This window comes from Terriglobus albidus, assembly GCF_008000815.1.
Taxonomy (GTDB): domain Bacteria; phylum Acidobacteriota; class Terriglobia; order Terriglobales; family Acidobacteriaceae; genus Terriglobus; species Terriglobus albidus_A.
The window spans coordinates 5,192,964-5,211,784 of sequence record NZ_CP042806.1; the positions used below are offsets into that span (position 1 = coordinate 5,192,964).

The following is an 18,821-nucleotide window of genomic DNA, read 5'->3' on the forward strand; positions in this document are numbered from 1 at the left end:
CCGTAAAAATTGGATCCTGAACGTCGTCGGACTTATACAGGCTCGCAGCCAGGGACTGCAAACGACGCCGATGCCAGCCATCTGTTACTCTGCGGTCGCGCGACGTAGCCATCATTAAACCGGCATGAACAACTGCGAAACAGGAGCTAACTTCAATGAGCATGAACCGGCGGGAATTCAACGCCCTGGGTGCAGGCACACTCATATCGCTGGCTGCAAAGAACGCTGCGGGTAGCGAGTTGGCAACCATCCTTGCAGCTCCGGAACAACAGAGCGACGCTCTTCCCTGGTATCGGACCATCAAGCGGATTGGCCAGACGAATTTCAACGAAAGGGACGGGGAGTCGCAGAACGTTGAACAATGGGCTGACTACTGGGCCTCCGCAAAGGTACAGGCTGTGGCCCTTTCGGTCTCCGGCCCTGTGGCCTTCTATCCTTCGGAGGTTCCCTTCTTCCACCACAGCATCTACCTGAAGGGCCGCGATCTCTTTGGAGAGTGCCTACGCGCCGCCAAAAAGCGCGGCATCCGCGTGTATGGCCGTATGAGTCCGGATATCCAGTGGACCGATCCGGAACTGCTGCAAACCCATCCACTCTGGTTTCGCAGAAATCAAAACGGAGGCCTGCAGCAATCTGCACCAGACATTGCCTTCACCTGCATCTTCAGTGAGCATTATTCGAAACAGCAGCCCGCTATCATTCGCGAACTGAACGCAAACTACGATATCGACGGCGTCTATATGAACGGATGGCCGACCATGCAGGTTTGCTACTGCGAGAACTGCCGCAAGATCGGAGACCCACACTCGAAGGAATATCGTTCGGCATTGATGGATAAGGCCTTCGAACTGATTCAGCTTTACAAAGCAACGGTAATGGAGAAGAGCCCGAACAACTTCTACTCCTGCAACCTGGGCGGTGGATTGAAAGAGTCGGGACTGGACCAGTGGCGTCTCACGCGTGAAGCCACCTGGTATACAGCCGACAACCAGTCGCGGTCCGGTGTTGCTGCTCCGGTCTGGCAGGATGCCCAACAGGTGAAATTCGCACGCGCTTTGATGGGAGACCGTTCGGTGGCAGCCGTCAGCGCTAGCTACGGACGCGCGGGCAGCATTATGTGGCGACAGGTGGCTGACACGTCCGTTGAGCCGGTATGCCGCATGGCGCAAACGGCTGCCGCTGGCGGAATCATCTGGTATCACTGGCTCGGTCTGGAACAGGGGTTTCATGACGATCGCCGCTGGCAGGCACCAGGCCGGGAGTTCCTCTCATGGCATGCGAAGAATGATGCGCACTTTCACAACAAGCGTTCTCTCGCAAAGGTGGCCATTCTCACTTCGCCGCGCTCGGTGACTCTTTACCAGGCGCCCTACACAGAAGATCGTACCGACCATATCGAGGGGATGTATGCGGCACTGCTGGAGGCAAGGATTCCGTTCGACTTCGTCCATGAGGAGGATCTGAATCAGGATCGCTTGCGCGCATACTCGGTTCTCATTCTGCCGAACGTAACTCTGCTCTCCGATGTACAGGCCAGTGCGATCAGGCAGTTTGTGCAGGCGGGCGGTTCCCTTCTGGCTACCTTTCAGACCGGTCTGTTCGACGAGAGCGGCAAGGCGCGTAATGATTTCGCACTCGGAGATCTATTCGGAATCAAAAAAGCTGGCGAAGCCGTGCGCACTACCGCGCAAGCGACGGACCCTATCGGCGGTATTCATCTTCAGTACATCCGCAATCGTGGACCTCTCACCGAAGGTTTTGAAGAGACACGCTGGATCGCCGGTCCGGTATGGCGGCAGCCGGTCGAACCGATTCAAAGCAGCACGATGACCTTCATCAAGCCTTATCCGGTCTATCCGCCGGAGGCCGTCTATCAGCGAGAAGAGCCGAGCGATCTGCCGTCGATGGTGGCTCGTGAAACAGGAGCATCGCGCCTGGTGTATCTGGCTGGAGATATGGATAGCTCCTTCTGGAGGCTGGATCACCCTGACCTTGGACGGCAGATCACAAACGCCGTGCGCTGGCTGTTGAAAGACACCAATACCGTCGATGTGCATGGAGAAGGACTGATGGAAGTGTCCGCATGGGAAACACAACCGGGCTATGCCTTCCACCTGCTGAACTACACGGGGGCGAATGCGTTTCGCGGACACATGCGCAAACCTGCAACCCTGACAGATCAAAGGCTGGAGATTCGATTACCGGATGCGAAGAAGATCAAAAAGGCATCCCTGCTCCACGCAGGGACGCCTGTTGTGTTCCAGCAGAATGGGAATCGTGTTTCTGTTACTGTCCCTCGCGTGGAGCTTTACGAGGTAGTCGCGCTGGAGGTGTAACAGCGCAGGGTTCTACAGATCAGGCGAGCGTGCCATCAAACCACTGATTGACATTGGAGGCATGCACGCGAACCGAGAGGAAGAACTGACCGAAGGAAGCGTAGACGGCGCTCACCTTGTCGAAGCGCATCTCGTAGATGAGCTTTTTGAAGACGATGGGGTCGTCGGCGAAGAGGTCAACGCCCCACTCCCAATCATCGAGGCCGATGGAACCGGTGATGATCTGCCGGACGTGATCGGCGTAGCGGCGACCGATCAGGCCGTGCTCGTGCATCATAGCGCGGCGGTCAGCCATGGGCTCGGTGTACCAGTTGACCTGTTCGCCGCGCTTACGATCCATGGGGTAGAAGCAGAGATACTTCGCCGGCGGGATGGCCGGAAAGAGGCGCGAACTGAGCGAGGCGAAGGTGCGTGCAGTGGCCTCGCCGGCTCCGGCGTTCCACTCGGGCGTACCAGGCTCAAGACCCTTTTCAGCAAGTTGCGCGTAGATCTTCTCCGAAGACTCGTAGAGGCCAAGCTCGACGACGGAAAGGTACGAGGATGTCTGTTGAAGAAAGGGATAGAGACGGGTCTGAGCCAGCTCGAGCTCGACACGGTTCAGGTCTTCCAACGAATCGCGGAAGTGGATCAGGATAAGGTCGCCCTTGTGGCCGATCTGCGAGAACAGTGCTGACTGGTTCGGGTGCCCATTGGGCTCAGTGTTGCCGCCCTCCCAGCGAGCGAGGAGCCCGCTGAACTCCTCTGAAATGGCAGTGCGCTCGTCAAGGGGAAGCTCTTTCCAAGCAGTCCAGTCAAAGCGGAAAATCTGATGAAGGACGTTGGAACCTTCAAGCGTCAGGGGTACCTGTGGGAGTTCGGGCAAAAGGACATACCTCCGTTCACCCTTAATTATCGCAGCAGAAGAGATTCAGATCCCTACCGGCATTGTTCATCTACAGTGCGGGAATAAAAGCAGTCTCGCTTCGCTCGATATCCCACCCTTGTTACCCCACCCTTTCGCTTCGCGAAAGAATGGGGCAACGAGTGTATTGCCTCACTTGCGGTGTTATTGCGTAACCGTAATGGTTGCACTCCCCGATCCTGAGGCATAGTTGGCTCCGGTAAAGGTAGCCGTGATGGTGTGGCTGCCGGCCGTCAGACTGGAGGTTGTATAAGTGGCTTTCCCATTGCTGTCCACCGCGATAGTCGCCAATAAGGTGCTGCCATCATAAAAGGCGACCGATCCGACGCCGGCCGGCGGGCCTGCGCTCCACGAGGTTACAGCCGCCGAGAAGGTCAGGCTTGTTCCGGCGCTTGCATACCAGCTCGATGGCGTGAGCGATACATTCACAGGAGCCGCCGTTATGGTGAAGCTCTGCGCCTGAGTCGCTGTGCCATAGTTGGTTTGCTGTGGATAGGTAATGACAACCGTGTGGCTACCCGCCACAGGCTTTGTCAGAGTAAAACCAGCACTGCCGTTGCTCAGCGGAACAGATACCGCCGCGCCGCCGTCAAGACTGTAGTTGATTCCTCCCTGTGGTGCGCCCGCATTGGAGCTCACGTTGACCGTGCATTGATAGTTAGAGCCGTAGGGCGAGGACGCATTCCAACACGAAGCTCCCATGGTGACCGGAACCGGAGTGACATTCACCGTGGTCTGCGCCGAGGTGCCTCCCGGGTTGTTTCCATCACCGGAATAGACTGCGGTGAAGGTGTGCGTACCGGCTGCCAGCCCAGGCGAGATGTACCAGTAGGCGCATCCATTCCCTTGTAGCGACAGCGTGGTTAGCGAAGAAACTCCGTCTACGATCTGAACGGTTCCAGTGGGCGTTGCCGTCGTAGCTCCCGTCACACACGCGGTGACATTGGTAGCGCCGGGATACGTCAGTTGCGTACTTGCGAACTGAAGCGCGACGGCAGCGTCGTAGACATTCAGCGTCAGGTTAGCTGAGCCGGTGAGGTGGTTGGTATCCCCACCATACTGAGCCGTAATCACCTCACTGCCGGAAGTTGTCGGGACAAAAGAACAGGTTGCGACGCCTGATGTACTTACCGTTGCCGTACACAACACGTTTGAGCCCGCGCTGAAGACGACGGAACCTCCGGGCTGACCTGCCCCGGAGACCGTAGCTGTCAGCGTCTCTGTCTTTCCTTGTGCAGCAGGATTGGAGCTTGCAGCAAGTGCCACGGTGGCTGCGACTTGCTGAATCGTCAGTGTCCCGTTCACATAGTGCAGACTGTAGTTCGCCACGCTCAGAGTGCCTGCCGCAGCCGTGATGGTGTACGAGCCGGCATCGGTTGGAGTGGCCGGGTTCGTGGTCAATGACGGCGCGCCACTCAGGATGGACGCCGTGTCTCCGTTCACAAACCCGCTGTAGCTGGCAGTATAGGCCGGTACAGTCTGGCCATAGGTGATGGTCGAAGAGGCTGCGGTAACAGTCAGGGCCGGCTCCGACGCTGTAATAAAGCTCACGTTATCGAACTTGCTGGTTTCTGTGGAGTAGGTTGTGATGTCTCCCGAGCATGCCGCAAGACCGACATAGTAAGTGCTTGCCATGTTGATGGTGCGAGTGTCGACGACAAACCAGGTCACACCATCAGAGGACTGCGAAGCGGTGAAGACATTGCCCGCACGCTCCAATCGGAACCATACCGGTATCCATGTGTACTGGTTACCGGATGTCCAGGTCATAGTGTCGCCTGTCGACGCCCGTCCTCCCATCTGTGCGATGCGGCCGCCGGTCGACCCCAGGACCATCGCCGCAGCGGTGGCATTGGCATCCAGTGTCTCCCGCATCATCAAGCCGGTATTGCTCAACGTTCCGCTCTCACCGAACAGGCGTGCGGTCAGTGTGAAGTCGCCCGTGACCTGTTGATAGGCATAGTGCAGCGAATCAGCCGCGCCTCCGATCCCGCTTCCTTGACCGGTGACCACGAACGTATTGCTCGCTACGGTGGCATACTGCGCACTGCCAGGCGCCTGTACGACGCCGATGTCCGCATCGAGCCAGCCCGTCGGTAATGCTCCCGCACTCATGGGAGTAGCACTTGCAGAGGTCGATGTCGCACTGGTTCCTGACTGATTGACCGCCTGCACCTCGTAGGAATAGGCCGTGCCATTGGTCACGCTTGAATCGGTGTACTGCGCCATTGTGGTCTGTGTGAGGCTGGCGATCACCGTATACGACGCACCGTCCGTGGAGCGTAGAACGTTGTAGCCGTTCGCTGTTGCTGTCGTTGACCAGTTCAGAAAGACCTGGCCCACACTGGCGGTTGCGGTCAGTCCAGTTGGCGCAGCAGGGGTAGGCGACGGAGGATACGCCGACGCAGAAGCATTCAAGGTAAAGGTCAGTGTGCCATATCCGAAGTGGTCGGTGCTGCCATGCTCCGGCCGTTGCAACTGAGCCATTGCCTGGGTGTTGGGTGTGCTTACTCCCTGAAGAACGTTGTAGTGGTTGTAGAGCAGCTCCCACACTGGACGATCATCCAGACGGTCGCGTCCGTTGGTGGAAGGGTAGTACTGCAGCACATTGTCGCTGTTGTTGTAGGAGGTATACGGAACCGTCTGGTTCATGTTGTACTGCGCCACATATTCGCCTCCCGCGAGAAGGCGGTTGTTGCCATAGCCGAAGAGATCGACGCCCTGGTTCCATGCCGTCTGCGCCGCATAGCCGAGCAGGCCTACACCGAGCTGGGCATGCTCCTGGTCACGGCCTGATTCCTGCCATTGCCCCAGCGCTCCATCGTTATAGAGCGTCCAGAGCGCGTGATTGATTGCGCCATTCCCTGCTCCGTTCTGATAGTAAGCAACGCCCTGATTGAACCAGTCGGTGTTGTCATTGAGCACGCCCATGGCAATCAACGCACCAAGATTGCACGCATCCCAATTCGCCCAATAGTGATCGATTGCCGCGCCATTGTGATTGGTAAGGAAGTTATTGACCACCGGATAGAGGTAGTTGGTAAACATGTTCTGGAAGGCGGCGAAGTCGCTATCGGACCAGCCGGAGTAACCGCGCAGGGTCTCGCCGGCGAGGGCGAAGTCCTGAACAGCGATGCCCATCAGGCCCGGGATATCGGTGCCTGTCGGCACCTGGTTCACCTTCGAGGCCCATGCGTTCAGAATCTTCTTCGACTCCTCCGCATAAGTCGTATCGCCGGAGATGCGCCAGCGGAGAGCGTTCAGATAGGCGGCATGGGCATCCAGGTCCGCGTTCTGACGGCTGCTGCCCATATTTGCTGTTGCGTGGTTTGCATAGGTGCTCTGCGCCTGTGAATCCGTGATGAGCAGGTTCCAGTCATCAATCCAGGGATGCGCACCGGCGGCCACCTGCGCTGCCATACGGTCGAAGTCGGCCTGGGTATGCAGCCCGCCGGGATGCACAAAGGCACGGCCTGAGACCGTCACGGTAATCGCCGGCGACGTACCGCTGGTGTAGTTGCCGTCTCCGCTATAGGTTGCCGTCAGAACATCGGACCCATCGGGGAGTGCTGTTGTCGCAAGCGTCGCGATACCGCCGGTCAAAGTTCCAGTACCGAGGACAGTGCTTCCGAAGTAGAAGGTCACTGTGCCAGTTGGCGTAGCGCCTGCTCCGGATACTGTGGCTGTCAACGTTTCTTTCACACCAAGATTCAACGAAGCTGACGATGGCGTGAGCACAACGGTCGGTACTCCATATACCTGAACGGAGACCGTGGACGACGAAGCGGCAAAGGTGGCATCGCCGGGATAACTTGCCCGAACGCTGTTGAGACCGACCGGCACTGCCGTAGTCGACAGAACCGCGTTGCCCGATCCGTCAAGAGCCGCACTGCCAAGCAGAGTGATGCCATCGTAGAAAGCAACCGTCCCTGTTGGCACGGTTCCGCTGCCCGATACGGTAGCGGTGAAGGTTACGTTCTGCCCCTGGTTGATGGTTGCGGGAGAAGCCGCGACCGAGGTTGTCGACGACGCGCTGCCGGTGACGTTCACCGAAACCGTGTTCGAGGTGGAGCCTGCATTCGATGTATTTCCGGGGTAGGTCGCCGTAATGGACAGTGCGCCGGTCGCCGGTGGAGTGTAGGTCAGCGTCGCTACTCCAGAGGAATTCAATGTTGCTGTCCCCAGCAGCGAGCTACCGTTGTTGTAGAACGAGATGGCGCCGCTTGGGCTTGCGCCGCCGGTGACCGTCGCGGTCAGGGTCATGGCGGTTCCCACGACCACGCTACTGACGGAGGCCTGCAGCGTCGTTGTTGTCACCGGCAGAGCCGCGGCCTGCAGCAGAATCTGTTGTGGCGACAGCACTCCATCGGTCACAAAGGAGAGAGCGGCCGAGCTCGCGTTATTGTCCTGCGGCGAATAGGTGATTGCGAGTGTGCAGTTTGCTCTCGGAGCCAGCGAGGTGAAGTTGCAGGCATTTGTGGAAGAAGTTGAAGCGATAGCAAAGCTACTCGCGTTTGTACCGCTCATGCTCGGAGCGCCACCGGTAAAGTTCAACGTGGTATTGCCCACATTGCTGAGCACAACCGACTGCGCGGCGCTGGTTGTATTCGGAGCCTGCCCGGCAAAGACCAGCAGCCCTTGCGGACCGGCCTGACGCACCTTGAGATTGCCGGCATCCGTAATGTAAACGCGGCCGGCTGCGTCGACCGCGACACCTCGCGGACCGCTCAGCAGAGCGCTTGTGGCAACGCCGCCATCTCCGTTCGTCCCAGTCACAGTACCGGCGGTCCCAGTGCCGGCAACCACGGAGATGACGCCCGTCGCCGCATTCACTTCAAGGATCTCGTTATATCCGTTCACGGCGAGATAGATGTTGCCTGCCGGGTCGGTTGCCAACCCTGTGGTGCCATTCAATTTTGCCGTGGTCGCCCGCACTCCATAGGGAGAGAGTGTGCCGCCGCCTCCAGCGATGGTGTACAGGTTGCCCTGGACCGGAGATGTAATCGTCGGATTCTCAAGAGTAATGAGCGCAGCAGCGGCGCTGCCGCCGACATAGATCATCCGGATGAGGTTGTTGTTCTTATCGGAGATGTAGACGTTATTCGAGGCATCCACAGCTACCGCATAGGGCTGGTTCAGCAGCGATGAAGAAGCAACAGTGCCGTTTCGACTATTGCCCGATGCGCCTGATGCAGTTCCGCCGCCTCCAGCGATGGTGCTGATAAATCCGGTGGAGGCGCTCACTTCACGAATCGAGTTATTGCCCTGATCCGCCAGGTACATACTGCCGACGGAGTCGAACTTGATATCGTCGACACCGTGGAGTCCGACGGAACTGGAGGTTGCCAGGGTTCCGTCACCTCCATTCGCGCTGGTGCGGCTGCCAGCCACGCGATAGATTGCGCCCAGTGTCGGGTTGGTGACGCTTGCTTCAAGAGAGATAAAGTTGGTGCCGACCGTATTGGTTCCTCCGGCATAGATCACCCATACCGTCGAGGAGGTCCCCGCGACGTAGATGTCACCGGCGGAGTCGATTCCGAGTCCACCGGTATTCGGGGTGATCTTCGCGCTGGTCGCCAGGGTACCGTTCGATGGGGTGCCGCACTGATTTTCTATACCGGCGACTACATAGATATTGCCGATAACCGGAGAGGTAACGCCGGTCTCAGCGGCGATCAACTGCGCTGCTGTTGCCCCGCCTTCATAGATCACGCGTACGGTGCAGTAGGTGCCGTCGACGAAGAAAACGTCACCGGAAGAGTCCGCAACGACTCCTTTAATACCGCCTGACATCAGAGCGCTGGTTGCCGGTCCACCGTCTCCCGTATACCCCGCGGCTCCCGTACCGGCGATGGTCGTAATGATCTCGGGCTGAAAGGTCAGGGCCGGCTGCGCCAGCCCTGGCACCAGTGAAAGGGTAAAGAAGAACCACAACCAGATCGCCAACCGCCCTTTTCCACTCATTCTCACGTTCGTCACTCCTCCATACGGTCCTGCGTGTGTGCGCACAAACACCTTCACCCCCGGGTTTCCCCATGGAGCGCTTCCTAAAAACTGCAGTGATTACCGGGAAAGACGTCCCCGGATTGCGTGACGAGTCTTCGGGTGGCTCTGCCGGATCGTCAACGTTCCAAACAGTTCAGCCCTTGGACGGGAAAACGATTTCCCTTTGATTTCAAGCACTTAAAATCGCGCAGGACTTCGTAACAGGACACGTTATGGACAACGTTATGGATTGTTAAATGCGGCGCGGAGGGCGAGGCGGTGGATCTGTAACCTTCTTGAAGCAAATGCGCGACTAATGCCGTAGAGCCCGCCAGAGGCTCTGACCAGATGCAGATGTCCGCACCCATCCAAATGTCCGGAAGGGTGCGGTTCTTTTTACCCGACCTCCAGGGCGTGTCAGATGTCATCGTTCGCTGAAGGGTGGAAAAGCCGACGGACGGTTTCCTTCAACTTGTGGAACGGTGTCAGATGTTCGTAGCGGTAGACCACCGTGCCCGGAACAACGAGCGTGACTTCGGTTCCGGCGGCCGTGGAACCTACAGTCAGCTTGCTGCGGATTCGCGAAGCCCGCTCCCTCATCCCCTGTAACCCGAAGTGCCCCTCACGGCCTTCCGCCAGAAGAGCCGGATCGATCCCCTGCCCGTTATCCTTGACGCGCAGGGAGAGATCGTTCGCATACCGAAGTTCGATCTCCAGACGGTTTCCCCGGGAATGCGCTACCGCGTTGCGAATCGCTTCATAGCCGATGCGGTAGATCTCGTCGCGCACGATCGGATGCATGTCTCTGGCATCACCAACTGCGGAAAAGGCGACGCTCATGGAAGCCGGCAGCTGATGTTCTTCAGCGGCCCGCTGTAGCGCTTCAGAAAGATGGTTCTTCTCCGTAGTGCTATCCCGTAGAGAGTGCACCGCTGCCCGCGCCTCGTCGACTGCCCTCCCCAGCCATATCGACAGCTTTTCGAGCGCCTGCCGCCGGCGTTTTTCGTCCGTGTCCTCGCTGAGAGCGTCCTCCGCGACCATCTTGCTGCTCTGTACGGTTTGCAGGAAGGTATCGTGCAATTCGCGCGCGAGCCGTGTTCGCTCAGCCAGCCGGTCGTCGAAGCGGGCGCTCAAAGTTGCCGCAACCTGACGCAAACGCAGGCGGTAGATCATCCAGATGATCAGGATGATCGCAAGTCCACATAGAACTGCAAACCAGGCGGTCTGGTACCAGGCGGGCAGAATCCTGAAGGAGAACGATGCTCCCGTCTCGTTCCAAACGCCGTGATCGTTGCTTGCGATGACCCGGAAGGTATAGTGGCCGGGCCGAAGTTTGGTGTAGTAGGCCTGACGTCTGGTTCCGGCGTCCGACCATTCCGTATCGACGGGATCGAGCCTGTAGCGAAACTGGACCCGCTCCGGAATTCTGAGACTGAGCGCGGTGTAATCGATCTCAATGTTTCCATGTTTCGGAGGAAGCACGAGATTTTGCAGGTGAGAGTAGGTTTGTCCACCAGCAACCAGAGAACTGATCAGAACCGTCGGCGGCACCAGGTTATAGGAGCGCTCAAGCGACGCCGGATCAAGCCATGCGATCCCTTTGGTGGTAGCAAACCATAGACGGCCATCCTCTGCTTCCACCATCGATGGTTCGGGAAATCGTTCGGCAGCCAGGCCCGGAAGGCCATCCAGCGTGTCGAAGCTCTCTGCGGATACGGCGTAGTCAGGATTCGCCAGCCACTTCGCCAGCTCGTCGGCTCTGACGCGGACGATGCCGGAAAATCCGCTGATCCAAAGATCGCCAGTTTTGAGGTCGCCTGTTTTGGTTTCGACAATACCTGACACGCGCCCTGGCAGATTTGCATCTTGCCATCGCATGATGCGGAATTCACCGTGGCTCAATAGTTGCACGCCGGTCTCAGAGCCAAGCCAGACGTGTTCCCCTTTGACCGTAAGTGCATTCGGGAAGCGGTTCTTTCCGGGGTAGGTGTACTTCTTGTAACTGTTCCCGTCCCACTCCACCACATGGTTGGAAAATGCAAACCAGATGTTGCCTGCCGGATCGCTTTCCATGGTGCCTAATATGCCCGGTTCACGGCCGAGAGCGACGTTCTGATTGACCCAGGTCTGGCCGACGCGCCGATATACATTTTGGCCGAATGTTAGAAGCCAGAGTTCGTTGTTTTTATCGAGTGCAATTGAGGCGACGACCTCGCGGTCATCGTTCGGGTAAGAGACCGGCTCAAGATGATCAGCATGGACCTTCCAGAGCAGATGCTTCCCCAGACCGGAGGACCAGATGCCGCCTTTAAAGTCACGGCGAATAGCGATGACCTGACCGGTCTCAGAGAGCGTCCTGCTTCTGCCGTCGAAACTGACTTCCGTCAGCGGCATCGTCCGACTGCCAATCCAGACGTTCTGGTTGTCGCCAATCGCGATAGCGAACTGATGTTCGCTGGCCGGCGGTGTTGCCAATTGCGAGATCAGATTTCGTCGAAGCTGATCCAGTCCCGAGTTGGTTGCGATCCAAAGGCTGCCTTCGCGATCCGACAGGAGCTTCCAAACAACATCGGAGCTGAGTCCCTGAGCGACGGTGAAACGCTGGCCGCTTGCGGAATCGACACTCACATCGATTGGGCTCTTCTCTGGCTCTGGAATGCGCAGGATGCCGTTGCCGCTTGCGGCCCAGAGTGTGCCATTGCTATCGAAGGTGAAGTTACCGAATCGAGGCCGCGTTGGTATTCGCGAGGGGTGTTGCGAAGGTACGTTTGAAGTGGAACTGTCCTCTGAGACTCGTCGCAGCCCCAGCTCGTCGGAGAGCCACATGGAGCCATTCGGCCCCCCATGAAGGTATGCAAAGTCTCCGACCGGTCCCTCTCCATGCGGGCTGATGACGAATTTGCTGCCACCGCTCGGAAGATAAAAGAGTTTCCCAGACGGCATCTTCAACCAGATAGTACCGGCGCGATCGATCGCGATGGCGGAAGGAAAGCCGCTGGGAAGACCATAGCGGCTGCTGACCAGCTCACATCTGTTATCACGAACAAGAAAGAGGCCAGCCGACCCGGCGACCCATAACGTGCCATCGCGATCCTCGACGGTGGAACCTGTCAGCAGTCCTGGCGTGCAGCCATTGCCGGGGAACGCCGATAGCTTTCCATCTTTCCAAAGAAGCAGTCCAGGCGCTCGCGTTCTGAACCAGACATCTCCGGAAGAGGCCACAAACACCGAGTTCAACTCCGCGTTTTGCGCAGCACCGGCGGTGATGGCATCGGCTGACTCAAAACGGACTCCATCAAAACGGAAGACTCCCTTGGAGGTCGTCAGCCATAGATATCCATCCCGGCTCTGCTGAATGTCGAAGACCGCGCCTAAACCATTTTCCGACGACCACGCTGTGTGATGAAAGTTCCTCAGCTCCTGGCGGGAGTCTTCCGGTCGTGCTCCCCAAGCAGGTTTCGCTTGAAACACCGATACTCCAAATACCGCGATGAGGAGCATCCCCGCGAAGACATCTCGCAGAAATATCGGGAACGAATGGATATCTTTCGGTCTCGCGGCTACGCGACAGCGAGCTGTTCTGGCCACAATCGCACTCTCGGTGTTTTCAGATACGGTTTGCTGGGATTTGGAGCAGAAACTCAGGGAATGGGCAGACCCAGGGGAACCAAGGACCTGCCCTTTCCCAAAAGGATTTCAAACATACGCAGACAACACCACCATCGATGGTGATATCACATTGCGTCACGTTTTCGAAATTTGGTGGGGAATGAGTGACCAGCCGGTTGGCGATCTGCCGTCCCGGATGAGACGACGCACACCTACCTTCCGGCTGATCAGATTCGACAAAATATCCGGCAGCGCCTTACCCCGGCAGTGGCTCTCCGGATTGCTCCTTGACCATATATTCGGCGTACCAGTCGTACCAGTTCGCATCCGCCTGACCGGTCCGCTCCTCATGCTTTCCGTGTGCGGCCGCGGCGCGGCGTAAGGCACCGATCAGGTCAGCAACCGAGGCATAGCTCGTATCACCAACGACACGGCCAGGAAGCCGGGTCGTTATCTCCTGGAAGAGCCATTCGTTCCCGTCCGGATCCTGGAAGGAGGAAAACGAGCGATAGCTGCTGCGTGCGGGGTCTGGTCCAGCGACGCGATTACTTCCAAAGAGATATGGTTCGTCGGCCCCGGAGTAGTTATCCGACGCGCCGTGGAAGATCTCGCTAACCGCAACACCGCGAGCAAGTAGCTCACTGCGGGCAGCGGCGAGGTCGGAGACGATCAGGTACAGCCCCTTCGCCGACCCTGGCGCCGCCGCGGTCACATCTTTACCAAAGATGATTGAGCAGCCGGAGCCCGGCGGCGTGAACTGGATCACACGATAGTTGCTTCCCTGCGCAAAGTCGGCGTCGAGCCGCCATCCGAGTTGGGTGTAGAACGCCTTTGCCCGATCGACGTCCGATACCGGGATGACTACAATTTCGAACTTCATGTCGACCTGTTTGGCGCTCGCAACACTTACGGCCGCGCTGCTGGACGCTTCCTGAACTGAGCTTGCCATATGCTTCTCCTTCCAAAATCGCTGAGGATCATTCCAGTGGCCCCGGGTGTTCGTACTCCCCTCTTACAAACGGTCAACGTCGATCACTGCCTGGGCAAAAGCCTGTGGGGCTTCCTGCGGAAGGTTGTGACCGATACCGCCCGTTATATTTCGGTGTTGATATTTGCCAGAGAATTTATGGGCATAGGCCGCAGGGTCCGGGTGCGGAGCTCCATTGGCGTCACCCTCCAATGTGATGGTTGGAACGCGAATCGAAGGGGCCTGTGCCAGTTGCTTTTCGGAATCATCGTACTTCTTCTCGCCTTCGGCAAGTCCAAGCCGCCAGCGGTAGTTATGGATGACGATGGCGACATGGTCGGGATTGTCAAAGGAGGCTGCGCTACGGTCAAAGGTCTGATCGTCGAAGTTCCATTTCGGTGAGGCGAGCTTCCAGATGAGGTTTGCGAACTCTTTCCGATATCGCTCATACCCCGCTCGGCCGCGCTCTGTCGCGAAGTAGAACTGGTACCACCATTCGAGCTCAGCCTTCGGAGGCAGAGGCATCTTGCCGGCTTCCTGGCTACCGATGAGATAGCCGCTGACGGAGACGAGCGCCTTGCAGCGTTCCGGCCACAGCGCGGCGACGATATCAGCCGTACGGGCGCCCCAATCGAATCCTGCCAGAACCGCCTTATCGAGATGAAGCGCATCCATCAAGGCCACCAAGTCAAGCGCAAGAGCGGAAGGCTGACCGTTGCGAACCGTCTCCGCAGAGAGAAACCGCGTCGAACCATAGCCGCGCAGATACGGAACGATGACCCGATACCCTTCGGAGGCTAACCGCGGAGCAACTTCTGCAAAACTGTGAATGTCGTATGGCCAGCCGTGTAGAAGAAGGACCGGTTTTCCATTGGAAGGCCCAACTTCGGCGTAGCTTACACGAAGTAGGCCTGCATCTATTTCTTTGAGCGAGTCAAACGTTGTGCTCTGCGCGGCAGCGGCCGATTGACTTGGCGCCGGCGGCATCTCATTTTCTTTGGCGAAGAGAGGCAGTTCTCCTAACAGCGCTGCTCCGGCAGAGAGTCCTACTCCCAATATACGTCTGCGAGACAGCTTGTTTGCTTCCTGTTGCACGGTAAATCTCCTTTGATAAGCCTTGCAATATGGATGGATGCCGCGCAGATCTCTTCGTTGCAAGGGATTGTCAGCATGCGAAAGGAAATGCTCTGCAAGGTCATGGCCTTGGCCCCGTCGGGAAAGGAAATATTCCAATGGAGATCGAATCGGTAAACCGAGCAAAGCTCGAATCGGGGCGGGAGACGCGGGCTTCAGCCCGCGTTTGTTGGCTCTATAAGAAACGGGCTTCAGCCCTGGGCTTTTTTCCAACAGGAAAAGCCCAGGGCTAAAGCCCATTTACTTTTACGTCTTTATCAGCGGGCTGAAGCCCGCTGAACACCCCAGCCAGCAAAGCTGGCCGGGGACCCCGCTGCCCCCACCCGCAAAGCTGCGGTTCGAGGAAGCAATCAAATTTGATCGAGTGCATCAAATAGATCGCGTACGAGATCCTTTGAGCTTTCCAGTCCGACGGAGAGACGAATCATGGAGTTGGTTATTTTGCATCGCTCGAGATCATCTTCGCTCATATCCGAATGGGTCATGGTTCGCGGATGTTCTATCAGAGATTCTGTACCTCCAAGCGAGACGGCAAGATGACAGATTTTCACTGCATCTAGAAAACGTGAAGCTTCCTTGAAGCCAGCATCTTTAAGATAAAAAGTGATCATTGAACCAGGTCCCGTGCATTGCTTCTTGTACGTTACGTAAGAAGGACCGTCGTTCTCGCTGAGCAATCCTGGGAACAGTACTCGCTCAACTTTAGGATGCTGTGCCAAGGCAGTCGCTACTTTAGTAGCCTTTTCCGCTTGTCGCTCCATTCGTAACCAGCATGTTTCCAAGGAGCGAGTAAGCATCCATGCGGTGTCCGCGGCCAGAGTTCCGCCGAGAATTGTCCGGAAGTCGCGTATAACTCCAATGAGATCTTTGCCACGCCCTTCCCCAGCCAGTACGATGCCTGCGATCAGATCGCTGTGTCCGCCAAGAAACTTGGTAGCCGAGTAAAAGACGAGATCGACCCCTTGCAGAAACGGATGTTGAAACACGGGACCAAGAAAGGTATTGTCGACCGCGATCAGCGTCCTGGCGCCATTGCGGGTCCTAATCAATTGGACGACGGCTTGAATGTCAGTAATCGTCATACTGGGGTTAGAGGGAGTTTCGAGGAAAACCATATCGTACGGCTGAGGAGAGTTGTCTAATGCCGATTCGACGGCGGACAAGTCACTCGTATCGACTGCGCGTGCCGAATAACCGAATCGCTCTCCGAAGTGTTCTAAGAAAAAGTACGTCCCTCCATAGACCGGATCGGTATAGAGTATTCGCGCGCCTACAGGTAAAAGCGCGAGCAGCGTTGTGCTGATGGCACTCATGCCGGAAGGGAAGGCCGCAGCAAACGCAGCTCCATTCTCGATGGCAACCATCTTGTCCTCCCAAATCTCGACGTTGGGATTGTTGAGGCGCGAATAAATCAGTCCGGGCTCTTTTCCATCGTCGCCGGGCAAATGGTAGGCACGTTGAAAAAACTGACGACCCTCTTCAGCACTACTGAATTCAAAAGTCGAAGTTCTGAATAGCGGTGGCTTCACAGAGCGTTCAGAAAATTTCGAAGCGTATCCTGCCAGGATCGCGCGGGTGGACGGATGAAGTTCTCTCAGCCTGCTTTTGTAGGCTGGTTGTGATTGATCATTACTTTCGGACGAGCTCATTTGGGTTTCCCTCTTTTTGCGAAAGCCTTCTCATGGCAACGAACATGTTACGAGCGTAGTCCAGAAATGAAAAATGTCTTCACCCCGCGATGGAGCCCGATACTACGGCTCAACAATGGGCCAGTGGAGGAGTCGCGCGTAGCGCGATACCCCACCCTAGTGTGGTGAGTCTAAAGTTCGACATAAATCATGAACAGCTTTACCATCCGAAGCGTTGAAAAAAGCAGGTCCTTCACTACGTTCAGGATGACAAAATTTACGCTAAGCCCCAGCGACCAAGTTCGCCGGGGACCCCATTCTTCGCGGTTCACCGCGAAGAATGGGGCAACGAGTGTAGTGGCTTAGCCGGGATGAACTTTAGAAGTGGTGCGCGATTCCCATGACAAGGGCGTAGTCCGCGAAGGCGGCATCGCCGTGGCCTCCGACTGCCAGGTCAGGTACAGACGCCCGGCGATTGCGCTGGATCGCCCAGGGAGCGTTCACCATCAGAGTGCTTCGCCCATACTGGTAGGTAATACCGGGATCGAGCGAGATGATATAGCCCGGACGGCGGAAGCCATTGCTCTTGCCGAAGGCGTCGCGAACGGGAATGCCTTCCATGCGGCCACCGAAGGTGGCGGAGAGGCCGCGAACCTTCGGAACATGGCGGCCAAGTCCGGCCCGGAAGAGATACTGGTCCGTCACCGACATGTACTTCTCCAGCGGCCTGCTGCGGAAGGTCAATACATTGTTTGTGTCGCGCGGGTTGAAGAGCCAGGAACCCTGGAAGTAGGCCGTCGTCTTGAAATAAGTCTGCTTATACGCCTGCGATGACAGCGTGAAGCCCCAGCTACCATCACCCGGCTGCATCGACTGGTCGGCTACTGCCTTTCCATACGTTCCGTTTGACAGCAAGGCTGTGCCTGTCGCATCGCTTACGCCGGTCGGAAGCTTGAGACCGAAGCCGATGGCAACGTTTCCTCCCCACTCAGTGGGTCCACGGAAGAGCCAGGACTGTGCACCGACGATAATGTCACCCACACCCGCGATCTCGTATACGCCCTTCGGGGTGTAGAGCTGATTGCGCGTTCCCTGCAGCACCGGGACGGAGACATTCAAACTCCAGCGGGGATTCAGATCGTAGTTGACGGCGATGTTGTAGATGTTCTGGTGGTTCTTGATCTGGGTGCCGAGAACCGCGCGCTGTGTCTGCTCGACGGTGCCGACATAATGCCGAAAGGAGCTGAAGCTGCGCCAGTCCACTTCTACCGAGACCTTATGCATGAAATCGTGTGGACCGCCGTGCGTTTTGCCGCTACTTGTTTCTTCCTGTGGGCCCATCGCGCAGATTGACTGGTTTGTGTGTGCGGCGATACAACCTTGACCAAGCGCGAAGGTGGAAGACACAATGAGGGCGAACAGGGTAAACGTTTTCATGGAAGTACTGAGACAGAAGAATACGCCTTTTAGAGCGCTTTTGTGCACCTTTTTTGCGGTCGTCTTTGCGCTTGCTTCACAGCAAGGATTCGCACAGGGACAGGCTCTGCGAGAGCCTTCCGCCTTACTTACCGACCTTCAGGGCCATCGCCATCTGATCGAGGAACTTCACGGTACGCCGGCCGTCATAAACTTCTGGGCGACCTGGTGCATGCCCTGCAAAAGCGAGATGCCGCGACTGGTAAAACTCCAGGAACGCTATCCAAAGGTTCGCTTCGTCGCCATCTCCATCGATAATGCCGACACACGTGCAAAGATTCCTGCACTGATCGCGAAACGCAAGTTTTCCCTCACGGTGTGGCAGGGGGCATCCGCAGATACCTTGAAAGAACTTGCACTCGGCGAACTGGTCCCGGCAACGGTGATCCTCGATACGGACGGCATGCTGGTAGGTCGTATCGAGGGCGAGGCGAGCGAAAAAGACATCGCGTCCCGCCTGGACTGGCTGCTCAATGGCCGCCAGGGCAAGCAGCCCAAACTGGTCCAGAAAAATGACTGGTGAGACGCTTCAGATAACCTTTCCAAAGTAACCGGCTTACGCCTGTCATTGCGCCACGTACGAGACCTGATTCCGGTGACGCGCACGAGGCCTCTATACCCTTCCCAACTCTGAGTGCCTTTCACTACAATCCGCAGGTAAACGCTTTACTCGAATTAGAGTCTCTGCGATCAAGATCCACTCCAACAACATCTCAGCGAAATCCAGACGTACCCCGTCGAAACGATGCGGGGAGCATCCCAACTACTGTATTGGCGAATCAAGA

The 18,821-nt window shown here is 57.2% G+C and carries 9 protein-coding genes; 2 read left to right on the plus strand and 7 right to left on the minus strand.

Annotated features, from left to right (window positions below; all coding sequences use genetic code 11):
* The first annotated feature begins 155 nt into the window (after positions 1-155).
* Positions 156-2,336, plus strand: coding sequence for an alpha-amylase family protein (locus FTW19_RS20930; RefSeq protein ID WP_147649493.1), 2,181 nt, complete (start codon positions 156-158; stop codon positions 2,334-2,336).
* Positions 2,337-2,355: 19 nt separating this feature from the next.
* On the opposite strand, the gene hemQ is transcribed toward FTW19_RS20930, so the two are convergent.
* From hemQ to FTW19_RS20965, 7 genes are all read right to left on the minus strand, one after another.
* Positions 2,356-3,198 (minus strand): hydrogen peroxide-dependent heme synthase, encoded by an 843-nt coding sequence (hemQ, locus tag FTW19_RS20935; protein WP_147649494.1) that lies wholly within the window; start codon positions 3,196-3,198, stop codon positions 2,356-2,358.
* A 183-nt stretch (positions 3,199-3,381) separates the two neighbouring features.
* On the minus strand, positions 3,382-9,201 hold the full coding sequence (locus FTW19_RS20940) for an Ig-like domain repeat protein (protein WP_147649495.1): 5,820 nt from the start codon (positions 9,199-9,201) through the stop codon (positions 3,382-3,384).
* 438 nt (positions 9,202-9,639) lie between these two features.
* A complete protein-coding gene (locus FTW19_RS20945; RefSeq protein ID WP_187143087.1) occupies positions 9,640-12,693 on the minus strand; it encodes a sensor histidine kinase in 3,054 nt (1,017 codons plus the stop codon).
* Positions 12,694-13,087: 394 nt separating this feature from the next.
* Positions 13,088-13,780: a VOC family protein gene (locus tag FTW19_RS20950; RefSeq protein WP_147649497.1), complete on the minus strand. Its 693-nt coding sequence runs from the start codon at positions 13,778-13,780 to the stop codon at positions 13,088-13,090.
* A 63-nt stretch (positions 13,781-13,843) separates the two neighbouring features.
* Entirely contained in the window at positions 13,844-14,893 is a 1,050-nt protein-coding gene (locus FTW19_RS20955) for an alpha/beta fold hydrolase (RefSeq protein ID WP_246153424.1), read from the minus strand.
* A gap of 389 nt (positions 14,894-15,282) precedes the next feature.
* Positions 15,283-16,581 carry a trans-sulfuration enzyme family protein gene (locus tag FTW19_RS20960; RefSeq protein WP_147649499.1) on the minus strand — a complete coding sequence of 433 codons (1,299 nt, stop codon included), beginning with the start codon at positions 16,579-16,581 and terminating at the stop codon, positions 15,283-15,285.
* A gap of 357 nt (positions 16,582-16,938) precedes the next feature.
* Positions 16,939-17,997 carry a hypothetical protein gene (locus tag FTW19_RS20965; RefSeq protein ID WP_147649500.1) on the minus strand — a complete coding sequence of 353 codons (1,059 nt, stop codon included), beginning with the start codon at positions 17,995-17,997 and terminating at the stop codon, positions 16,939-16,941.
* A gap of 40 nt (positions 17,998-18,037) precedes the next feature.
* Here FTW19_RS20965 and FTW19_RS20970 point away from each other — a divergent pair, with 40 nt between their 5' ends.
* Positions 18,038-18,559: a TlpA family protein disulfide reductase gene (locus FTW19_RS20970; protein WP_246153425.1), complete on the plus strand. Its 522-nt coding sequence runs from the start codon at positions 18,038-18,040 to the stop codon at positions 18,557-18,559.
* Positions 18,560-18,821 lie beyond the last annotated feature (262 nt).

Excerpts from the sequence above, each read along its gene's own strand:
- FTW19_RS20930 (WP_147649493.1), top strand. The coding sequence starts at position 156 with ATGAGCATGAACCGGCGGGAATTCAACGCCCTGGGTGCAGGCACACTC.
- FTW19_RS20940 (WP_147649495.1), bottom strand. The coding sequence starts at position 9,201 with ATGAGTGGAAAAGGGCGGTTGGCGATCTGGTTGTGGTTCTTCTTTACC.
- FTW19_RS20950 (WP_147649497.1), bottom strand. The coding sequence starts at position 13,780 with ATGGCAAGCTCAGTTCAGGAAGCGTCCAGCAGCGCGGCCGTAAGTGTT.
- FTW19_RS20960 (WP_147649499.1), bottom strand. The coding sequence starts at position 16,581 with ATGAGCTCGTCCGAAAGTAATGATCAATCACAACCAGCCTACAAAAGC.
- FTW19_RS20965 (WP_147649500.1), bottom strand. The coding sequence starts at position 17,997 with ATGAAAACGTTTACCCTGTTCGCCCTCATTGTGTCTTCCACCTTCGCG.